This is a genomic window from Micromonospora sp. NPDC048898 (assembly GCF_043198035.1).
Classification (GTDB): Bacteria; Actinomycetota; Actinomycetes; order Mycobacteriales; family Micromonosporaceae; genus Micromonospora.
Genome location: NZ_JBICUF010000004.1, coordinates 272736 through 291889, shown reverse-complemented (window position 1 = coordinate 291889; position 19154 = coordinate 272736). Strand labels below are relative to the sequence as shown.

The 19154-nt window shown below is 72.4% G+C and carries 23 protein-coding genes; 8 read left to right on the top strand and 15 right to left on the bottom strand.

Going from position 1 to position 19154, the window contains the following annotated elements:
• Positions 1-141 precede the first annotated feature (141 nt).
• From ACGFIQ_RS14370 to ACGFIQ_RS14360, 3 genes are all read right to left on the bottom strand, one after another.
• On the bottom strand, positions 142-687 hold the full coding sequence (locus ACGFIQ_RS14370) for an SRPBCC family protein (protein ID WP_393243610.1): 546 nt from the start codon (positions 685-687) through the stop codon (positions 142-144).
• 35 nt (positions 688-722) lie between these two features.
• Positions 723-1667, bottom strand: a complete 945-nt coding sequence (locus ACGFIQ_RS14365) for an NADP-dependent oxidoreductase (RefSeq protein WP_393243608.1) — start codon at positions 1665-1667, stop codon at positions 723-725.
• Positions 1668-1856: 189 nt separating this feature from the next.
• Entirely contained in the window at positions 1857-2711 is an 855-nt protein-coding gene (locus ACGFIQ_RS14360; protein ID WP_393243606.1) for a helix-turn-helix domain-containing protein, read from the bottom strand.
• 205 nt (positions 2712-2916) lie between these two features.
• Here ACGFIQ_RS14360 and ACGFIQ_RS14355 point away from each other — a divergent pair, with 205 nt between their 5' ends.
• A complete protein-coding gene (locus tag ACGFIQ_RS14355) occupies positions 2917-3999 on the top strand; it encodes an NAD-dependent epimerase/dehydratase family protein (protein WP_393243604.1) in 1083 nt (360 codons plus the stop codon).
• 7 nt (positions 4000-4006) lie between these two features.
• Here the strand turns inward: ACGFIQ_RS14355 and ACGFIQ_RS14350 are convergent, their stop codons facing one another.
• The 7 genes from ACGFIQ_RS14350 to ACGFIQ_RS14320 form a co-directional block, all read right to left on the bottom strand.
• Positions 4007-5206 (bottom strand): hypothetical protein, encoded by a 1200-nt coding sequence (locus ACGFIQ_RS14350; protein ID WP_393244022.1) that lies wholly within the window; start codon positions 5204-5206, stop codon positions 4007-4009.
• A gap of 92 nt (positions 5207-5298) precedes the next feature.
• The gene (gene eis, locus ACGFIQ_RS14345; RefSeq protein ID WP_393243602.1) at positions 5299-6489 is read right to left on the bottom strand and encodes an enhanced intracellular survival protein Eis; all 1191 of its coding nucleotides are present in this window, start codon (positions 6487-6489) and stop codon (positions 5299-5301) included.
• 59 nt (positions 6490-6548) lie between these two features.
• Positions 6549-7241 carry an ABC transporter permease gene (locus ACGFIQ_RS14340; RefSeq protein WP_357068796.1) on the bottom strand — a complete coding sequence of 231 codons (693 nt, stop codon included), beginning with the start codon at positions 7239-7241 and terminating at the stop codon, positions 6549-6551.
• Entirely contained in the window at positions 7238-8083 is an 846-nt protein-coding gene (locus ACGFIQ_RS14335) for an ATP-binding cassette domain-containing protein (protein ID WP_393243600.1), read from the bottom strand. The genes ACGFIQ_RS14340 and ACGFIQ_RS14335 overlap by 4 nt, the downstream gene beginning before the upstream one ends.
• Positions 8080-8418 carry a PadR family transcriptional regulator gene (locus tag ACGFIQ_RS14330; RefSeq protein WP_393243598.1) on the bottom strand — a complete coding sequence of 113 codons (339 nt, stop codon included), beginning with the start codon at positions 8416-8418 and terminating at the stop codon, positions 8080-8082. The genes ACGFIQ_RS14335 and ACGFIQ_RS14330 overlap by 4 nt, the downstream gene beginning before the upstream one ends.
• Before the next feature lie 104 nt (positions 8419-8522).
• Positions 8523-9242 (bottom strand): protein phosphatase 2C domain-containing protein, encoded by a 720-nt coding sequence (locus ACGFIQ_RS14325; RefSeq protein ID WP_357555854.1) that lies wholly within the window; start codon positions 9240-9242, stop codon positions 8523-8525.
• A gap of 115 nt (positions 9243-9357) precedes the next feature.
• On the bottom strand, positions 9358-9918 hold the full coding sequence (locus ACGFIQ_RS14320) for a helix-turn-helix domain-containing protein (RefSeq protein WP_393243596.1): 561 nt from the start codon (positions 9916-9918) through the stop codon (positions 9358-9360).
• Between the two features lie 56 nt (positions 9919-9974).
• On the opposite strand from ACGFIQ_RS14320, the gene ACGFIQ_RS14315 reads away from it, so the two are divergent.
• Entirely contained in the window at positions 9975-11291 is a 1317-nt protein-coding gene (locus ACGFIQ_RS14315; protein WP_393243594.1) for a benzoate/H(+) symporter BenE family transporter, read from the top strand.
• On the opposite strand, the gene ACGFIQ_RS14310 is transcribed toward ACGFIQ_RS14315, so the two are convergent.
• The 4 genes from ACGFIQ_RS14310 to ACGFIQ_RS14295 all read right to left on the bottom strand — a co-directional run bounded on the left by ACGFIQ_RS14310 (position 11204) and on the right by ACGFIQ_RS14295 (position 13174).
• A complete protein-coding gene (locus ACGFIQ_RS14310) occupies positions 11204-11575 on the bottom strand; it encodes a hypothetical protein (protein ID WP_357068784.1) in 372 nt (123 codons plus the stop codon). The two genes, ACGFIQ_RS14315 and ACGFIQ_RS14310, sit on opposite strands and share 88 nt — an antisense overlap.
• A 97-nt stretch (positions 11576-11672) precedes the next feature.
• Positions 11673-11924 (bottom strand): hypothetical protein, encoded by a 252-nt coding sequence (locus ACGFIQ_RS14305; protein WP_088951051.1) that lies wholly within the window; start codon positions 11922-11924, stop codon positions 11673-11675.
• A gap of 80 nt (positions 11925-12004) precedes the next feature.
• Entirely contained in the window at positions 12005-12478 is a 474-nt protein-coding gene (gene mscL, locus ACGFIQ_RS14300) for a large conductance mechanosensitive channel protein MscL (protein ID WP_393244020.1), read from the bottom strand.
• Positions 12479-12517: 39 nt separating this feature from the next.
• Positions 12518-13174 carry a FadR/GntR family transcriptional regulator gene (locus ACGFIQ_RS14295; protein WP_393243591.1) on the bottom strand — a complete coding sequence of 219 codons (657 nt, stop codon included), beginning with the start codon at positions 13172-13174 and terminating at the stop codon, positions 12518-12520.
• 110 nt (positions 13175-13284) lie between these two features.
• Between ACGFIQ_RS14295 and ACGFIQ_RS14290 the strand changes: the two genes are divergently transcribed.
• Complete coding sequence (locus ACGFIQ_RS14290) at positions 13285-14565, top strand: MFS transporter (protein ID WP_393243589.1); 1281 nt, start codon at positions 13285-13287, stop codon at positions 14563-14565.
• Positions 14566-14578: 13 nt separating this feature from the next.
• Here ACGFIQ_RS14290 and ACGFIQ_RS14285 read toward each other — a convergent pair whose 3' ends face one another.
• Complete coding sequence (locus ACGFIQ_RS14285; protein ID WP_393243587.1) at positions 14579-14932, bottom strand: STAS domain-containing protein; 354 nt, start codon at positions 14930-14932, stop codon at positions 14579-14581.
• Positions 14933-15096: 164 nt separating this feature from the next.
• Between ACGFIQ_RS14285 and ACGFIQ_RS14280 the strand changes: the two genes are divergently transcribed.
• From ACGFIQ_RS14280 to ACGFIQ_RS14260, 5 genes are read left to right on the top strand one after another with little or no spacing between them, the layout of a single operon-like run.
• On the top strand, positions 15097-15957 hold the full coding sequence (locus ACGFIQ_RS14280) for an STAS domain-containing protein (protein ID WP_393243585.1): 861 nt from the start codon (positions 15097-15099) through the stop codon (positions 15955-15957).
• Entirely contained in the window at positions 15957-16370 is a 414-nt protein-coding gene (locus ACGFIQ_RS14275; protein ID WP_357068773.1) for an STAS domain-containing protein, read from the top strand. Before ACGFIQ_RS14280 ends, ACGFIQ_RS14275 begins: the two co-directional genes overlap by 1 nt.
• Complete coding sequence (locus ACGFIQ_RS14270) at positions 16367-16786, top strand: anti-sigma regulatory factor (protein WP_393243583.1); 420 nt, start codon at positions 16367-16369, stop codon at positions 16784-16786. Before ACGFIQ_RS14275 ends, ACGFIQ_RS14270 begins: the two co-directional genes overlap by 4 nt.
• Entirely contained in the window at positions 16783-17796 is a 1014-nt protein-coding gene (locus tag ACGFIQ_RS14265) for a SpoIIE family protein phosphatase (RefSeq protein ID WP_393244018.1), read from the top strand. The genes ACGFIQ_RS14270 and ACGFIQ_RS14265 overlap by 4 nt, the downstream gene beginning before the upstream one ends.
• Positions 17793-19151 carry a sensor histidine kinase gene (locus tag ACGFIQ_RS14260; RefSeq protein ID WP_393243581.1) on the top strand — a complete coding sequence of 453 codons (1359 nt, stop codon included), beginning with the start codon at positions 17793-17795 and terminating at the stop codon, positions 19149-19151. Before ACGFIQ_RS14265 ends, ACGFIQ_RS14260 begins: the two co-directional genes overlap by 4 nt.
• Positions 19152-19154: the final 3 nt, after the last annotated feature.

The window sequence follows — 19154 nt, the reverse complement described above, 5'->3', positions numbered from 1 at the left end:
TGATCGTCTCCTGGGAGGGCGCGGTTGGTTGGATCAGCCGGGCGACGGCGCGTCCCCCGGAGGCGACTCGACGGGGCCGCTCGTCTGATCCTCGCGGAAAGCACCGCCACCTCGGGGGCCTTCCGGTGGCTGGCCGGGCTGCTACGGCCGCGGCTCCTGCGCCTCGGCCACCTGCACGCACCGCCGCAGGGCGGCCGCCATGTAACGGCGCCACAGGGGGGCGAAGGGACCGGCGAGGATGGCGCGCCGGCCGGGGAGCGGTTTGAACTCGTAGGTCCAGCGGATGAGGGTGCCGTCCCCGTCGGGGTTGAAGTTGAACTCGCCCCGCACCCCGGAGGCAAGGCGGGAGAGGACGTTCGTGAACCCGGTCAGCTGGTACGCGAAGATCGAACCCTCCGTGTACTCGGTCAACTGCTCGTTGGCCTGTGACCCGTCCTCGAACTGCGGGTTACGGGTGGGGCCGATGTGATCCCAGGTCTCCGTCTGGTTGGCCACGCCCTTGACGCCGGGGAACGGCCCGACCCGGTGGAAGACGCTGGGCAGGTCGATCGGCGCGATGACCCGGAACGCGGTGGCGGGTGCCACCCGGGTGCGTTGCTGGACCGTGACCGAAACCGTGCGGTCGGTCCGGCTGATGAGCAGCGGTATGGCCGGAGTGCCTGACAGGTTCGTGTGGCTGTCGGTCATCGGGTCCGTCCTTGGCTGATGGGTGGACAGGCGGGTCAGACCGTGGGCCCGAGGATAACGGTCTTGCCCGGCAACTCGCCCGTGCCGGCGCGGGCGTGGAGTGCGGGCAGGTCGGCCAGCGCCACCCGCTGGGCAATGTCGACGCGCAGCTCTCCGGTGCTGATCCGAGCGGCCAGGTCGGCGAGTTGGTCGGCGTCGCTGCGGACGAACAGGTCGATGCCCCGCACGTTGCGCGCCTCGTCGGAGGGAGCGGGCATCCAGACTGTGGTGTTGACCAGGGTGCCGCCGTCGCGGATCAGCGTGACCAGCGCGGCCAGCTGTTCCGGGGAGACGGGCGCGAGATTGAGTACGAGGTCGACCGGCTCGGTCACCGCCGCGGTCACGTCGGTGGTGGTGTGGTCGATCACCTCGTCGGCGCCGGCAGCCTTGACCCGCTCGGCGCTGCGTGGGCTGGCCGTGGCGATCACGTGGGCGTGGACCTCCTTGGCCAACTGCACCGCGTACCCGCCGACCGCTCCGCCGGCACCGTTGATCAGCACCCGCTGACCGGCGGTCAGCTTGCCGTGGTCGAACAGCGCCTGCCAGGCGGTCAGGCCCACCAGCGGGAACGCCGCCGCGTCGGCCAACGGGATGTTCCTGGGTGCCCCCGTCAAGATCTCCGCCGGCGCGATCACATATTCCGCGGCAGCCCCGGTCCCCGTCATCGGCAGGAAGCCGACGACCGGGTCGCCGACCGCGACGTCGTCCACGCCGTCACCGAGCGCGTCGACCGTGCCGGCGACATCGAGACCGGGAGTGTGCGGCAACTCCACCGGGATCGGGCCCTGCATGTAACCTGCGCGGATGTTGCCGTCGACGCCGTTGAACGACGTCGCGGCGACGCGGATCCGGACCTGCCCGGCTCCGGGGGTGGGCTGCTCGACGTCCTCGTAGCGGAGGACCTCAGGACCGCCGAACTCGTGGAAACGCACTGCCTTCATCGCTGAACCTGCCTCGGTGAGCGCCGTCGATGGACTTCGCACTCGAAGCGACTGCGACGCGGGGATGCTCCCGGCGGTCTGCTTCGAGTTGCGAAGGCATCCAGCCCCGCCTCACCAGAGCCGCCCGGAGGCAGCCGCTGGATCCACGTTCGCTGGAGACGTCACTTACCTTCACAGGATTTGGCGCGGTCAACCTGGGCCGGGCTGGCCCACCTTGATGATGGTCGGTCCCCCGGCGACGTCGACGATCTCCGCGAGACGCGCCGCATCGGCCGAGCCGGGAGCCGCGGTGAGCAGCAGAGCCGCCAGATCGTCGCCCGGGATGGCGAGCAGGCTGCCGACGAGCGTGACGGCGCCGCCGTCCGGATGAATGAACGCGGCACTGCTCTCGTAGGCCGTCACCGGTCGTGGCGCCCGCCACAGGGTGTCGAACAGCCTGCTTCGGCTCCGCATCTCGTCCACCAGCGCGGCGAGTGACGCGTCGGCGGGGTAGCGCAACAGCGCGCTCTTCAGCCGGGCGGCGAGGATCGATTCGTGATCGGTCGCGTCATCCCTGGACTGTTTGAAGCCGTTGAACGGATCGCAGAACGTACGCCACGCGATGTTCCACTCCCAGGGTTGCCCGGTGAGCTCCCAGTGCCCCAGAGCCATGAACGCGCTGTTCACGGCGACGAGGTTCATTGCCGCGTCGGAGACGAACATCGGAGTGTCCGTGAACCGCTCCAGCAGCCGCATCGCGCCCGGACCGATCTCGTTCGGCACCTGGCCGTCCGCGGCCGCGTACCCGGCCAGCGCGCAGAGCCGCTCGTACTCCGCCCGCCCGATCCGTAGCGCACGGGCGATGGCGTTCACCACCCCGGCGGACGGATGGCTGCGCCCCTGCTCCAGCCGGCGTACGTAGTCCGCCGACATCCCCGCCAGCTCGCCGAGCTCCTCCCGCCGCAGGCCCCGCACCCGCCGACGACCGATCGGCAGACCGACAGTCGCAGGCAGCGTACTCTCCCGCAACTGGCGCACCGCGGCACCGAACTCGTGACGTTCCACAGCCCAATTGTGCCCGGGAAGTCCGGACGTGCCCGAGCGGTGTCGACGGGGGTCCTGCCCCCACCCATGATCGACTCGGGATTCTGAAAGTCGGGCTGTCCCGGCCGCTTGGATACCCCGACTTTCAGGAAGTCGAGTGGATCAAGCCGTGCGGGCCTTACCGGCTGGGCGGTTGAGCGGCTGCTGGGCGGGTACGGGGTCGAGCATGCGGATCGTGGTGGTGGGGGCGAGCGGCAATGTCGGTACGGCGGTGCTGCGGCGGCTCCGCCAGGAGCGGGACGTGGAACTGGTCGGGGTGGTCCGACGGTTGCCCGCACCGGATGCCGGTGAGCCGTACGACCAGGTGCAGTGGCACTCCTGCGACATCGGGGCGCCGGGCGCTGCGGGGCAGCTCGCCGAGATGTTCGCGGGTGCGGACGCGGTGGTGCACCTGGCCTGGCAGATCCAGCCCAGCCACGACCAGCGGGTGCTGCGTCGGACCAACGTCGAGGGCAGTCGGGCGGTGTTCGACGCGGTGCTCCGGGCTGGTGTGCCGGCGGTGGTGTACGCCTCGTCGGTCGGCACCTACGCCCCCGGCCCGAAGGACCACCCGATCAGCGAGCGGTGGCCGACCACGGGGGTGCCCGGCTCGTCGTACAGCGAGCACAAGGCGGAGGTCGAGGCGCTGCTGGACGGGATCGAGCGTGATCACCCGACGCTGCGGGTGGTGCGGATGCGGCCCGGGTTGATTTTCCAGCGGGCCGCGGGAACGGAGATCACCCGCTACTTCCTGGGTCCGCTGGCGCCGGTGCGGCTGCTGCGCTTCGGCCGGATCCCACTGGTGCCGACGAACCGTCGGCTGCGGATGCAGGCGGTGCACGCCGACGACGTGGCCGATGCGTACACCCGGGCGGTCCTGGGTGATGTGCGCGGCGCTTTCAACGTCGCCGCGGACCCGGTGCTCACCCCGGAGCTGGTGGCTCGGCACTTCCACGGTTGGACGGTGCCGGTCGCCGCGCCGGTGCTGCGGGCGGCGGCGGCGCTGACCTGGCGGGCGCGGCTGCAGCCGGTCGACGCGGGCTGGGTGGAGTTGGGCCTGAACGCCCCGCTGATGTCCAGCGAGCGGGCGGAGACCGAACTGGGTTGGCAACCCAGGATCAGCGCGCTCACCGCGCTCAGGGAACTCTTCGCCGGCATGGCCGACGGCGACCACACGCCGAGCCCGCCGATGTCCGGCGCCCCCAACCTGCCCGGCCGCCCCGCAGCCCTCCTCCAGGCCCGCCCTCCGGGCCAGGGAAACCCCTACTGACCGCCGGTCAGGAGAGCTTGGAACCCGTCACCGTGGGGTTCTGGGCGCCCAGGAAGAAGATGCCGGGGAAGCCTCGGGTCTCGAACGTGCCGCTGGGGTTGCGGCGCAGTGTCGAGTTTTCGATCCGCATCGTGCCGGTGCGGTTGTTGCTGACGAAGAAAACAGCGCCGCCGCCCTCGTTCGCCCTGTTGTTCTCGATGATCGTGCCGGCGATCCGCACGGTGAACTCGTTGCCGTCGCAGTAGATGGCGCCGCCGCTGCCGCCGCCGGGTGTGCCGGACTTGGCCGGGTTGGCGCCGCTGCCGATCGCCTCGTTGTGGCTGAGCACGCTGTTCAGCACGACCCAGGAGACGCCGATGCTGCTCAGCGCGCCCCCGTTGGAGCAGGAGCCACCCTGGCCGGCCGCCCCGCCGAAGGTGCTGCTCACCACGTACACCGGCTTGTTCTCATACTGGCTGAGCACCCGGATGGCCGCGCCGCCCAGGTCGGGGCCGGTACGGTCGCAGCGGTTGCGGACGAAGCGCGAGTTGACCACCTTGAGCCGGCCGCCGCGTACGAAGATCGCCCCACCGCCGCCACCCTCGGCCTTCTCGCCTGTGGAGTTGCCGTCGGCGAAGGTCAGGTTCTGCACGGTGAGCTGCGGGTGGTCCTGGTTCTGGCAGTGCGAGGTGGTGAAGCCCTGGGCCTCGTCGCAGGTGTTCAGGTAGAGGATGCGGCGCTGCCCCTGACCGCTCAGGGTGACCCTGCCGCCGCCGTCCAGCACGACCTTCGGCCCGTTGGCGTTGCGGACCTTCGCGGTGGCGGTCATCTTGATCGTCACCGGGGCCGGCCCGCAGTTGAACGTGATGACACCGCCGGCCGCGACGGCCTGCACGACCGCCGCGGAGGTGCAGCTCGCCGGGCTGCCGGTGCCGATGGTCCGGGTCGGCTTCGAGGTGTCCACCGCCCGCGCCTCGGCCGGCACGGTGGCCGTGCCGTTCGGGTTGCCGGCCGCGAGCACCTTTCCGGCGGGCTTCGGGCTGGCGCTGGCCCCCGGGCCACCGAGGCCGTCGCGGGTCTGCGGTGCCTCGGCCTGGGCACCCGTCGGCGGAGCCACCGGCGAGGCGGACGCGCCGGGCTGGAAGGCCGGGGCCGGGTCGTCGGCCGCACAGGCGGGCAGGGTCGCCGTGGCGACACCGAGGACGAGGAGGGCGGCAACCGACGTCATGCGCACCCGGTGATGCTAAGGCCTGTGCTGGCCAGCCCGCGGCGGAGCCGGGGCGGGCGCTCAGGCGTGGGAGAGGGCGAAGGCGGTCAGGCTCAGAAGTCGGCGAAGACGTACGGCACCCGGCGGGGAAAGATGTCCCGCAGCTCCGCGGCGGCGTCCACCGGCACCTCGCCCAACCCCCGCAACGGCAGCTCGGCCGGATCCAGCACCCCGTACGCCAGGGCGGAGAGCCCGGCCGCGGTGAGGGTGGCGGTCGGCGCGCGGCCGGCGGTGTCGGCGACCAACTCCAGCGCGCCGGTCGTGCCGTCCAGCAGGTGGGTGCCGGCCAGCCAGCGGTCCCCGGTCAGCTCGATCCGCACCCGACCGGGGCCGGCCGGCAGCCCGCGCAACGCGTCAAGCGACAACAGTCGGGCCATCGGGGCGGACGTACCCGGCACGGCGACGCGTGCCTCGACGTGCACGTCCAGGTCGGTCAGCCACAGCTCCGGCAGCTCGTCCGGCGGGACCTGGACGGTGATCCGGTCGACCTGGTCGACGTGCCGGGCGATGAACTGCAACAGCAGCGCCCGCGCGAGCGGATCGGCGACCAGCAACTCGTTGCCGTGCAGCGTGCCGCCGTGCCCGTCGATCCGGTAGGTCACCGCGCCGGTGACCTCGCCGTCGACGCGGGCGGTGAGCAGCCAGTACTCGTCCCGCTCTCGCATCCCGTCCGCCCGGTAGTCCGGGAAGAGCGCGAAGCCGTGCCGCTGTGTCAGGCAGCGCTCGGTGAACGCGCGCCACGCCGGATAGCCGGTGCCGATGCGCTCCCAGCCGACCTCGCCGGGCAGCTCCGCGCGCAGCAGCGAGCCCAGGTGAGCCGGCGAGAAGGTGACCCGGCGCGGCTTGGGCAGCCCGGCGTAGCCGAACCGGGCGTAGAAGCTGGGCCGGAACGGGTAGAGCGTGCTGACCGGGTGCCCCTCGTCGCGTACCTCGTCGAGGAGTTGGTGCAGCAGCGTCCGGACGTGCCCCTGCCGGCGGGCCAGCGGGTGGGTGGCGACCCCGGCGACACCCGCCATCGGCAGCACCGTCCCGCGCAGGTTCTGCCGCATCGGGATGGACGAGGCGGCGGCCAGGGTGACGCCGTCCTCCTCGGCGATCAGCGTCCGGTTGCCCTCCTGGTAGGGCAGGTAGTCGCGGAACTCGTCGATCCGTGCGGCACCGAGTGGCGAGGACTCGAAGGCGTACGCGGCCAGCGGGAAGCTGGTGGTGAGACGTTCGTCGGCGGTCACCCGGCGGATGGTCATCCGCCCATCTCAACCCGCCGAGCTGGCCGGAGCAACCGGATTGGCGGTATCCGCGCCGGTCATCCCACCGGCAGGTGTCGCAGGTGCCGGCGGCGGCGCAGGCGGACGCTGACCACGGCGGCCACACCGACGACCAGCAGGACGGTGACGGCGAGCCCGTGCAGCACGCCACGGGATAGGTAGCCCTGGTCGGTGTGGTCCACCGCCCAGGTGGCGATCTCCCGGGTCGACCAGAACGGCGTCAACTTCGCCCCGGACCCGGCCGGGTCGATCAACATCTGCACCGTCACCACGGTGAGCAGCAGCAGCGTCCCCTCCATCTCGCGGGGCAGCAGCGCGCCGATCAGCATCCCGAACGGCGCCGCCACCGCGACCGAGCAGAGCAGCGCGGCGGCCAGGCCGCCGTACCGCAGGTCCGCGCCGTCGATCATGGGGAGCAGGAAGAACGGCACGGCGATGACCAGTCCCACCGTCCACAGGCCCAGCACCCGGCCGAGGTAGAGGTGATGGGGACGGTAGCCGGCCAGCCGCAGCCTCGGCTCCAACTCCCGGGCCGCGGTGGTGGCGAACAGTGCCGCGGTGCTCACCGCCCAGCCCACACCCAGCAGCAGCGACCGGACCGACTGCCCGAGGTAGGCGTCCCGCCGGATCAGGTAGAAGGTCAACGGCATCGACAACAACAGCAGGAGTACGCCCCGACGCCGCAGCAACTCCCGCAGGGTCATCTCGGCGACGACGACGAGCCGGTTCACCGACGGCCTCCCTGGACGCCTGGCGCGTGCCACCCGGTCACAGGTGCCGGGGTCAGGTCGAGCACGATGTCCACCCGGTCGAGTTGGGTGAGCAGGTGGGTCACCACGACGACGGCCGTGCCGGCGTCCCGCAACCGACCGAGCTGGTCCCAGAAGTTGACGTACGTGCCCTGGTCGAAGCCCTGGTACGGCTCGTCGAGCAGCAGCACGTCCGGGGCGCTGAGGGTGGACATGGTCAGGTTGAGCTTCTGCCGGGTGCCGCCGGACAGGTGGCGGGCCTGCACGTCCCCGTCCGCCTCCCAACCGAGCTGCCGAGCCGCCGCCCGACCGGCCCGGCGCGCCGGCCCCCGGGCCACGCCCTGGCCGGCGCCGACGAGCACGAAATGCTCGTCGGCGAGCAGGAAGTCGGCGGTGCCGCCGGACTGTGGGCAGTAGCCGAGCCGCCCGGAGACGGTCACCGCACCGGCGTCGGGTGACATCAGCCCGGCACAGATCCGCAGGAAGGTGCTCTTGCCGCAGCCGTTCGCCCCGACGACGGCGGCGATCTGTCCGGCCCGGACGGTGAGCGTGGCGTCGCGCAGCACCGTTCGCCGCCCGTACCGCTTGGTGATGCCCTCCGCGTGCAGCCGGACCGGCCCGGGACGCGGTCCCGGCGCGGTGCCGATGCTCTCCACCACCGCGCCCGCGTACTGCTGGGGTGGGCCGAAGACGACCCAGGGGTCGCCGCCCCCCTCGCGCAGGTGGGTGGCGGCCTCGGCGACCACGTGCCGGGCGGCGTCCGCCGCGACCCGGCGCTGGTGCAGCTCGGCGGTGAGCGTTCGCAGCCAATCGTCGGCGTTCACCGGGTGACCCCCTTCGTGACGATGTCGTTCACCGGCCCGACGAAGGCGAGCCAGGCGTTGCCGCCCGCGCGGAGTGCCGCGTACCCGTCGTCGGTGAGCCGGTAGTACTTGCGGGCCGGCCCGGCGCTGCCCTCCCGCCACTGCGCGGTCACCAGGCCGGTCTTCTGCAGGCGCAGCAGCACGGGATAGAGCGTGCCGCCCTGGATGGGCCCGACGCCCGTCGCGTCGAGCGCCTGGGCGAGCTGGTAGCCGTAGGACTCGCGGTCGGCCAACAGGGCCAGGACACAGATGTCGAGCACCCCGCGCAACCACTGCCCGCGCCGGTCGGAATCCACGCGTCGGACAGTAGCGGCGCAAGATAGATGGCACAACTACCTAGCGAGGTGGCCGAGACCGAGACGATTGGTTCCGATGAACCGCCGAGCGGGATCCGGCGAGGTCAGCGGGCGACGACGTCGGAGACGACGACTGTGACGTTGTCCGGTGCGCCGGCGTGGTGGGCGAGCTTCACCAACTGCTCGCCACACTGTTGGCGATCGGCGTACATGCCAAGTGCCGCCGCGATGGCGTCGTCCTCGACGTAGTCGGAGAGCCCGTCGCTGCACAGCAGCAGCCGGTCGCCGGGGACCACGGTGAGCACACCGACCGCCGGTGGGGTGTCGGCGCCCTGCACGGCCCGGGTCACCAGGGAGCGCTGCGGGTGGTGGCGGGCCTGCTCCGGGGAGAGGGTGCCCTGGTCGACAAGTGCCTGGACGAACGTGTCGTCCCGGGTGAGCTGGGTCAGCTCCCCGTCGCGCAACAGATAGCAGCGGGAGTCGCCGACCTGGGCCAGGACCAGCGTCTCCCCGGCCAGCAGCGCCGCGGTGAGCGTGGTGCCCATCCCGTCGCGGCTCGGATCGACAGTGATGGCGGCGTGGATGCGCTGGTTGGCGGTGCTGACCACGGCACGCAGGGCGTCCGCGGCGCCGTCCGGCTCGGTGGGCGGGGCCAACTCGTCCAGGATCCGGATCACGATCTCGCTCGCCACCTCGCCCGCGGGCAGCCCACCCATGCCGTCGGCGACGGCGATCAGGCGGTCACCGGCGAGGGCGGAGTCCTCGTTGTTGGTGCGGACCAGGCCGATGTCGTTGAGGATGACCGAGCGGAGGATCAGCGTCATGGGGTCAAGCTTGCCAAGAACACCCCGCCTTCGTCTCTACGCCTCCTGCGTGCGTCGAGAAATGATTGCGATTTCCGTCGTCGGGGTCGACGATTCGCGCCCGATCGGCCGGGCCTCAGCGGCGCGGGTAGCGCAGTAACAGGCTGGCGGCGACCTCCTCGTCACCCACCGCCGCGTAGCTGTGCGGCACGTCGGACACCCAGCGGAGGTGACCGCCGGCCGGGGCGGTCAGCGGCGCGTCGACCGGTCCGGCGCGCAGCACCCCGGCGAAGACGGTGATGTGCTCGGTGACGCCCGGCTGGTGGGCGGGGGAGAGCTGCACCGGGCCGGGCGCGACCCGCATCCGGTACAGCTCGTAGGTCGCGTCGGTGTCGGTGAACACCTCCAGCAGGGTGGCGGTGACCGCGGTGCCCTGCGCGGTGGGCCCGGCGGTCGGCTCGGCCAGCAGGGCGGTGAACGGTACGCCGAGCTGCGCGGTGACCGCCCAGAGCGTCTCCAGGGTCGGGTTGCGGGTGCCGTTCTCCAGGCCGGAGAGGGTGGCCTTTCCGACCCCGGCGAGCCGGGCCAGAGTGGACAGCGAGATCCCCCGCTCCTCGCGCAGGGCGCGGACGCGGCGGCCGACGACGGCGGGGTCCACGTCGAGGCCGGGGCGGCGGGCTGGTGGTGGCTGCGGCACCCGGCTATCGTCCTACACGCTGTCGTTCCGTAAACGGAACACGTGGGGAGGGTGGCATGGCCGGACGCGTCCAACCGGTGTTGGCCGGCGTGGTGACCGCCCTGGTCGGCTTCGCCAGCTCGTTCACCGTCGTGCTGGCCGGGCTCCGGGCGGCCGGCGCGTCGGACGCACAGGCCGCCTCCGGCCTGCTCGCCCTCTGCGTGGCGTGCGGGCTCGCCGCCGCCTGGCTGGGCTGGCGACACCGGATACCGATGAGCGTGGCCTGGTCCACGCCGGGCGCGGCGCTGCTGGTGGCCACCGGAGCGCCGCCGGGCGGTTGGCCGGTCGCGGTGGGCGCCTTCCTCGTCTCCGGTGTGCTGATCGTGGCGGCCGGACTGTTTCCGCCACTCGGCCGTGCGGTGGCCGCCATCCCCAAGCCGGTGGCCGGCGCCATGCTCGCCGGGGTGCTGCTCCCGCTCTGCACCGCCCCGGTCCGCGCGCTCGTGGAGCTGCCCGCCGTGGCCGGGCCGGTGGTGGTCGGCTGGCTGCTGCTGCACCGCTTCGCCCGCCGCTGGGCGGTGCCCGGCGCGTTGCTGGTGGCGGTGGTCGCGATCGCGCTGACCGCGCCGCCGACCGGCCTGACCGGTGCCACGCTGGCCCCGTCGATCGTCCTGACCGCGCCGGCCTGGGACGCGTCCGCCCTGGTCGGCCTGGCCCTACCGCTGTTCCTGGTCACCATGGCCGCACAGAACGTGCCCGGCATGGCGGTGCTGGCCGGCTACGGCTACCGGCCACCGTTCGGCGCCGCGCTGCGAGCCACCGGCCTGGCCAGCCTGCTCGCCGCACCGGCCGGCGGGCACGCGGTGAACCTCGCGGCGATCACCGCCGCGCTGGCCGCCGGCCCGGACGCCCATCCGGACCCGGACCGCCGTTGGGTCGCCTCGGTCACCGCCGGTGCCGGGCTGGCCCTACTCGGCCTGGGCGCCGGCGTGGCCACCGCGCTTGTCGCGGTCGCCCCGCCGATCCTCATCGAGGCGGTCGCCGGGCTGGCCCTGCTCGGCGCGCTCGCCACCGCGCTCGCCGCGGCGGTCACCGACCCGGCGACCCGCGAGGCCGCCGTGGTCACCTTCGTGGTGACCGCCTCCGGAGTGACCCTGATCGGCGTGGGCGGCGCGTTCTGGGGCCTGATCGCGGGCTGCCTGATGCTCCTGCTCTTCCACCGCCGCCCACCTGCCGCACCCGCCGCGTCCGGCGACCTGCCGGGGGTCGGTCCTGCCGACGTGCCGAGATCCACTCGGGGCTGGGGCTACTCCTCGGGCGGCAGGTCCGCCACGCCCACGGCGAGGAGGACCCGGCCGTCGGCCACCGACCCGATCCGATCGGCCGGTACGTAGACCGCGCCCGTGCGGGTCAGCTCGGTCGAGACCTTCAGGTAGCCGCTGTGCAGCAACCGCGCCGCCAGATCGGCCGGAACGTCCGGCTCCTCGACCGCGGTCGCCTCGATCAACTCGTCCAGGCTGCTGCCCGGGTCGGCGGTCGGTGCCTGGACGGTCACCGCGTTCGGATCGGCCCGCTGGACGAGGTCCACCGTGCCGACCTCGGTGCCGGTCGAGTCGATCACCGGCATCCCGGTGGTGATCCGTGAGATGGTCGTCTGCTGCTCGCCCTGCTGGTCCATCCCAGAGCGGTTCCCGGGGCGGTGCGCCGCTAAACGCCGCCGGCAGCCCTGCGGCATCGCCTCCAGGTCCGGAGTGACGGTGGGCTGCGGCGACCGTTCAGCTGTTCGGGAGGGTCCAGCTGCCCGGCGGGCGGGGGGACAGCTCTCGCCAGGTGTCCGGGCCGTCGAGGAGCGCCCGGACGGTGTCCTCGGCCTCGTCCGCACTGCCGTACTCGTAGAACCGGGAGATGCCCTCGGCCCCGCCGGCCCGCTGCTCGACGTGCCACCGGTCGGCGTCCACCCGCAGGAAGACATCCCGTCGGGCCAGTCGCCCCCACTTCCCGTTCCACCAGTGCTTTCGCTGCTCCATGGCGGGACTCTATCGAACACACGTACGAGGAGGTGCGGCCCCTGCGGGAATCCCGCAGGGGCCGATGTGCATCCGTTCGGTCAGCGCTGCGTCGGCGGCTCGGGACGGCGGCCCAGCACGTCGTCCAGTGCCCCGCGCTGCTGGCCGGGGGTGGTGTGACCGGCGGAGACCAGGGCGTCCCGGATCTCGGTGAGCAGCTTGACCTCCTCGCTCGGTGCGGAGGGCGGCGGCTCCTCGCCGCGCTTGCGCCGCTCGGCCAGCCGGTTCATCGGGTAGACGACCAGGAAGTAGAGCGCCGCCGCGGTGAGCAGGAAGGTGATCACCGCGTTGACGAAGGCGATCCAGTCGAATGGGATGCCGCGGAACTCTGGCGCCGTGCCGGCCAGGCCCTTGTCGCTGCCGGTGATGAGCAGCACGATGACCCGGATCAGTGGTTCGAGGAACGACTTGGTGAGCTGGGTGACCACGCCCGTGAACGCGGCGCCGATGACGACACCGACCGCCAGGTCGACGACGTTGCCGCGCATGATGAAGTCTTTGAAGCCCTTGAGCATCCGTACTCCCGAGGTGTCCGCTTTTCTGTCGGGCACAACCTATGCCCCGCCGGTGGGCTCCAGAAAAGCGCCGGCTTCGCTCGCCGCCCGGCCCGGATCGCCGGCCCGGATCGCCTCGACCAGCCGGGTGTGGTCGACGTAGCGCTCGGGCGTGAGCGCGCCACCCATCGCCTGGGCGACAGTGCTGCGCAGGGCGGTGCCGACCGAGGCGTACAGCTCGGCGAGCATGGCGTTGTGCGCGGCGGCGACCACCGCGACGTGCAGCGCCGCGTCGGCCTCGACGAACGCGTCGACCCGGCCGCCGTGCCAGGCGGCCTCGCGCGCGGCGAGTGCGCCGTCGAGCGCCGCCAGGTCCTCCGGGGTACGCCGCAGCGCGGCGAGCCGGGCGGCCTCCACCTCGAAGGCGCGCCGCACCTCGACGACCTCGGTCATCCGGTCGTCGCCGAGTCGACGGGCGACCACCGGCGCCAGCTCGTCGGTGGACACCACGTAGGTGCCGGAGCCCTGCCGGCACTCCAGCACCCCGGCGTGCACCAGGGCGCGGACGGCCTCGCGGACCGTGTTGCGCCCCACGCCCAGCGCGGCGACCAGTTGCGGCTCGGTGGGGATGCGCCCGCCGACGGGCCACTCGCCGCCGAGGATGCGGGCGCGGAGCTGCTCGATGGTCTGCCGGACCCGGTGGCCGCGGGGCGGCACGGTGGGCTGGCCGCGGGGCGGCGCCTGCGGTGCGGAGGGGGAATCGCCAGATGGTGGCACTGGTTACAACACCGGCCGATAATTCATCCCATGATTGTAGGTTAGCGGTCATGACCCCGCCACCCACCGCCGCTCCGGCGCCGCCCGCTCCCGTCCTCGTCGACCCACCCTCGACGCGCGACCCGGGTACGGGTCGACGGACGCACCCGGCGACCGGTGGCGCGCTCGTGCTGGTCGGGATGCTGCTGGTCGCGCTCAACCTGCGCGCCGTGGTGACCAGCCTCGGCGCACTGCTCGACGAGGTCCGCGACGGGCTGGGGCTCTCCGGCACGATGGCCGGTCTGGTCACCACCCTGCCGACCATCGCGTTCGCCGGCCTCGGCGCGCTCACCCCGTGGCTGGTCCGTCGGGTGGCGCCCGCCCGGGTGCTGGTGGTCGCCATGCTCGCCCTCGCCGCCGGCCAGGTGCTCCGGGCCGCCACCGACTCGGCCTGGATCTTCGTGCTCACCAGCGCCCTGGCGCTGGCCGGGATCGCGGTCGCCAACATCCTGTTGCCGATGCTCGTCAAGCAGCACTTCCCGCACCGGACCGGGCTGGTCACCGGGGCGTACACGATGGCGTTGACCCTGGGCACGACGGTGGCCGCGGCCTCCGCGGTGCCGATCGCGCACGCCTTCGGCTCCTGGCGGGCGGGGCTTGGCGTCTGGGCCGCGATGGCCGCGGTGGCCGTACTCCCGTGGGTGCCGCTGGCGCTGCGGACCCGGGCGGGCGCGCGGCGCTCGACCCCGACGGCGGCCGGGACCGCGCCGGTGCGGGTCCGGCCGGCGCGGACCCGGCTCGGCTGGGCGATGGCCGTCTACTTCGGGGCGCAGTCACTGAGTGGGTACGCGATCATGGGCTGGCTGGCCCAGTTGTTCCGGGATGCCGGCTACCAGCCGGAGTCGGCCGGACTGCTGCTCGCCGGAGTGACCGCGCTCGGCGTGCCGATCGCACTGGTGATGCCCACCCTCGCCGGTCGGCTGGGCAGCCTGCGTCCGCTGGTGCTCGGGCTGACCACCGCGTCGGCGCTCGCCTACCTGGGGTTGGCGCTCGCCCCACGCGGTGCCGCGCTGCTCTGGGTCGCCCTCCTGGCGATCGGCCAGGGCGCGTTCCCGATGATCCTGACCGCCATCGGCCTGCGTGCCCGCACGGCCGAGGGGACCGTCGCGCTCTCCGCGTTCGCGCAGAGCACCGGGTACGTGATCGCGGCTCTCGGCCCGCTGCTGGTCGGCATCCTCTACGAGGTCACCGGCGGCTGGACCGTGCCGATCGGGTTCCTGCTGGGCGCGCTTGCCGTGCAGACGGTGGCGGGTATGGCGATCTCCCGCCCCCGCTACGTCGAGGACGAGTGAGGAACGGCAGCGGTCAGGAGGCCGACGTCGGTTCGCCGACGACTGCCTCGTCCACCGTCGGGTAGGTGTGCAGCACCTCGACCAGCCCGCTCACCTCGAGGATGCGCAACACACCCCGCTGCGGGGCGGCCAGTCGCACCACGCCGCCGGCCTCGTCGCAGCTGTTCTTGGCGCGGACGAAGACCGACAGACCGGTCGAGTCGCAGAACGAGACGTCCGCCAGGTCGAACACCAGCCGGTTGCGGCCCTTGTCGAGCAGGTCGGTGATCTGGTCCTGAAGCTGCGGTGCGGTGGCCATGTCCAGCTCGCCCGCGACCGACACGACGACCACGTCGCCGCGCTGTTCCGTGTGCACCGTCAAGGACATTTGCCAGACCTCCTGTTATCGGGGGAACGGTATCCCACGACCGGGGGCGTACGCAGAACGGGGAGCCGGGATCCGGTGGCCGTCGTCATTCCGTTGCTACGGGGCAAGTAGTTGGTCAGGCCCCGGTGATAGAGTCCGCCCGGTCCAGGTCAAGGGGGTTCCAAATGGCGTTGAGCACCGAAGAGAGTGGTCGGCTCGCCGCGCTGCTCAACGGGCAGGCCGAACGGGTCACGTCTCGGTGGACCGAGATCGTCACCAGTTCGTTGCGGGGCCGGTTGAGCCAGGCCGAGCTGCGCCGGCAGGTCCAGGACCTGCACCGCGTCATCGTCGCCGCCGGTGAGCAGGGCGAGGTCGACCTGTCCACCGAGAACGCCGCCGAGTTGCGCGCCGCGCTCACCGAGCTGTCCCGTGGTCGGGCCCGGCAGGGCTTCTCCGCCACCGAGACCACGGTCAGCATCTTCGCGCTCAAGGACGTGCTGGCCGAGTTGGTGCAGGAGGCCGGCGGCGTCAACGCGCTGCACGACTACGTCGCCTTCTCGAAGCTCGTCGACGAGATGGGCCTGTTCACCTTCGAGAGCTTCGTCCGCACCCGGGAGAGCCTGATCGCCGACCAGGCCGAGCAGTTGCTCGAGCTCTCCACGCCGGTGGTCAAGCTCTGGGAGGGTGTGGTGGCCGTCCCGCTGGTCGGCACCCTGGACTCGGCGCGGGCCCAGGTAGTGATGGAGCGGCTGCTGCAGACGCTCGTCGACACCGGCTCCCCGTACGCGATCATCGACATCACCGGCGTCCCGGCGGTGGACACCCAGGTCGCCCAGCACATCCTGAAGACCGTGGTGGCCGCCCGGCTGATGGGCGCCGACTGCATCATCTCCGGCATCCGCCCGCAGATCGCGCAGACGATCGTCGCGCTCGGCATCGAGTTCGGCGACATCGCCACCAAGGCGAGCCTCGCCGACGCGCTGCGCCACGTGCTGCGGCTCACCGGGGTGGAGACCGCCCGCCGCCAGCCGCGCCGGGGCGTCTGATGGAACGGGTGCCGATCCTCAAGATCGGCGACATCCTGCTCGTCTCCATCCAGTTGGACATGTCCGACCAGACGGCGGTCCAGCTCCAGGAGGATCTCGCCGAGCGGATCGTGGACACCGGCTGCCACGGCGTCATCATCGACATCACCGCGCTGGACATCGTCGACTCCTTCGTCGGGCGGATGCTCTCCACCATCGCGTCGATCTCCAAGGTGCTCGACGCGGAGACGGTGGTGGTCGGGATGCGCCCCGCCGTCGCCATCACCCTCGTCGAACTGGGGCTGTCGCTGAACGGCATCCGTACCGCGCTGAACGTCGAGCGCGGCATGGAGCTGATCGCGGCGGCCCACGCCGACGAACTGCTCGACTATCAGCTCGACGACGAGCCGGACGCCGAGACGGCCACGACGTGACCGCGGACATCGACCTGGGCCCCCCGCAGGCGCAGGCGGTCCGCAGCGACGAGGACGTGGTGCGGGTCCGGCAGTTGGTCCGGTCCGTGGCCGTCACCGTCAGGCTGTCCCTGGTCGACCAGACCAAGGTGGTCACCGCGGCGAGCGAGTTGGCCCGCAACACCCTGGTGTACGGCGGCGGCGGCTCGGTCGAGGTGACGACCGTGGACAACGGCCGGCGCAAGGGCGTGCGGATCGTCTTCGCCGACTCCGGGCCGGGCATCCCCGACCTGGACCTGGCCCTGACCGACGGCTACACCACCGGCGGCGGGCTCGGCCTGGGGCTCAGCGGTTCCCGCCGACTGGTCGACGAATTCGAGATCGAGACATCCGCGGAGACCGGCACGCGGATCACGGTCACCAAGTGGTCCCGGTGAACGCCGACGCGGTCACCGACAGTGGCATCTGGTTCCGGGTGGAGGCCAGCAGCGCGGCGAGCGCCGTGCGGCGCGCCGCCGAACGCCTCGGCGCGCAGGTGGAGATGAGTGCGGTACGCATCGCCGACCTGGCCATCGTCGCCGCCGAGCTGACCAGCAACCTGGTCAAGCACGCCGACGACGGTGTCCTGCTGCTGCGGCCGGTACGCCGTGCCGGGGAGGCAGGCGTGGAGCTGATCGCCATCGACTCCGGGCCCGGCATGGCCGACCTGACCGTCTCGTCGCAGGACGGGCACTCCACCACCGGCACGCTCGGCATCGGCCTGGGCGCCATCGTCCGGCAGGCCAGTTGGTTCGACGGCTACTCGCTGCCCGGTCGGGGCACCGTCCTCGCCGTGCAGGTCTGGCCGGCGGAGCCGGCGCCGCCGTCCTGGGTGGGTGCCCTCACCCGACCGCTCACCGGCGAGACGGTCAGCGGCGACGGGTACGCCGTCCGGGTCGCCGACGGGCGGCACCAGGTGCTGGTCAGCGACGGGTTGGGGCACGGCCCGCTGGCCGCCGCCGCCACCGATGCGGCGCTCGCCGCGTTCCGGAACGCCCCCGCCGGGCCACCGGCCGCGGTCGTCGGTCACCTGCACCGGAGCATGTCGCACACCCGGGGCGCCGCGCTCGCGGTCGCCGAGCTGGCGCCGGCGGCCGGCATGCTGCGCTACGCCGGCCTGGGTAACATCTCCGGCGTGGTCGTCGAGGGTGACGGTCAGCGCCGGGGGCTGGTGTCACTGCCCGGCATCGCCGGTCACCAACGGCCGACGATCCGGGAGTACGACTACCCGCTCGCTCCGGGCGCCCGACTGGTGATGCACAGCGACGGTGTGGTCGACCGCTGGCGGTTGGCCGACTACCCGGGCCTGGCGGAGCGGTCCCCGCTGGTGATGGCCGCGACCCTGCTGCGCGACGCGGGTGTGCGACGTGATGACGCCTGCGTGTTGGTCGCGAGGTCCTGGGCATGACCGCCGAGCCGGCGCTGCCGCTGCTGCAGATGGCGCTGCGGGTCGAGCAGGACATCTTCGTGATCCGTCAACGGGGCCGTGAGGTGGCCGCCGTGGTCGGCCTCGAACGCCAGGACCAGGTGCGGATCGCCACCGCGCTCAGCGAGGTGGCCCGCGACCTGCTGCACACGACCGGCGGCGCGGACGTCTCCTTCCACGTCGACGAGGGCGCTGACGGCCGGTTCCACCTGCGGGCCGACCTGGCCCCGGTGGCCGCTCTCCCGGACGGCGGTTACCAACCGCGGTCCGGCGCGGTGTCCCGACTGGTCGACACACTGAGCGTGTCGACCGTCGAGGGGGTTACGGTCGTACGGATGTCCCGACGAGTTCCGGCCAGCGCGCCGACGCCGACCCCGGAGCGGCTCGCCGAGTTCCGTACGGAACTCGGCCGTATCGCGCCGTCCAGCGCGCTGGACGAGCTGACAGTGCAGAACGGGCAACTCATCGCCGCACTCGACGAGGTGCGCAGTCAGCGCGACGAGCTGGCCGTGCTGAACGAGGAGTTGGCCGAGACCAACCGGGGGGTGCTGGCGCTCTACAACCAGCTCACCGAGGAGTTGGAGGAGACCAACCGGGGGGTCGTCGCCCTCTACGCCGAGTTGGACGAGAAGTCGGCGCAACTGCGCGCGGCGAGCGAGTCGAAGAGCCGCTTCCTGGCCAACGTCAGCCACGAGCTGCGCGCCCCGGTCACCGCGATCATCGGGTTGGGGCGGCTGCTCACCGACTCCGCCTCCGACCCGCTCACCGAGGAACAGGGCCGCCAGGTCGATCTGATCCGCTCGTCGGCGGCGGACCTGCTCAACCTGGTCAACGAGCTGCTGGACCTCGCCAAGGCGGAGTCCGGGCGGATCGAGCCGGACTGGGCCGACGTCGACCTGCGGTCGGTTCTCGGCCAACTGCGCGGCACACTGCGCGCCCTGGCCACCCGCCCGGGGGTGGAGCTGGTGGTGGAGGAGCCGACCGCGCCGGCCACGCTGCGCACCGACGAGGTGCTGCTCGGCCAGGTGCTGCGCAACCTGCTGCACAACGGGCTGAAGTTCACCGAGCGCGGCGAGGTGCGTCTGCGGGCCCGCCAGCACGGCGACAGGTGGAACTTCGAGGTCAGTGACACCGGCCCCGGCATCGCCGCCGAGCTGCACGACCGGATCTTCGAGGAGTTCTACCAGGTGCCGGGCGCCACCCGGGTAGGCGGCACCGGCCTCGGCCTGCCGTACGCCCGGCGGTTGGTGACACTGCTCGGCGGGACACTGGAGCTGGCCAGCCTGCCGGGCCGGGGCAGCACGTTCACCGTCTCCCTGCCCATCGGCGGGGCGTGACAG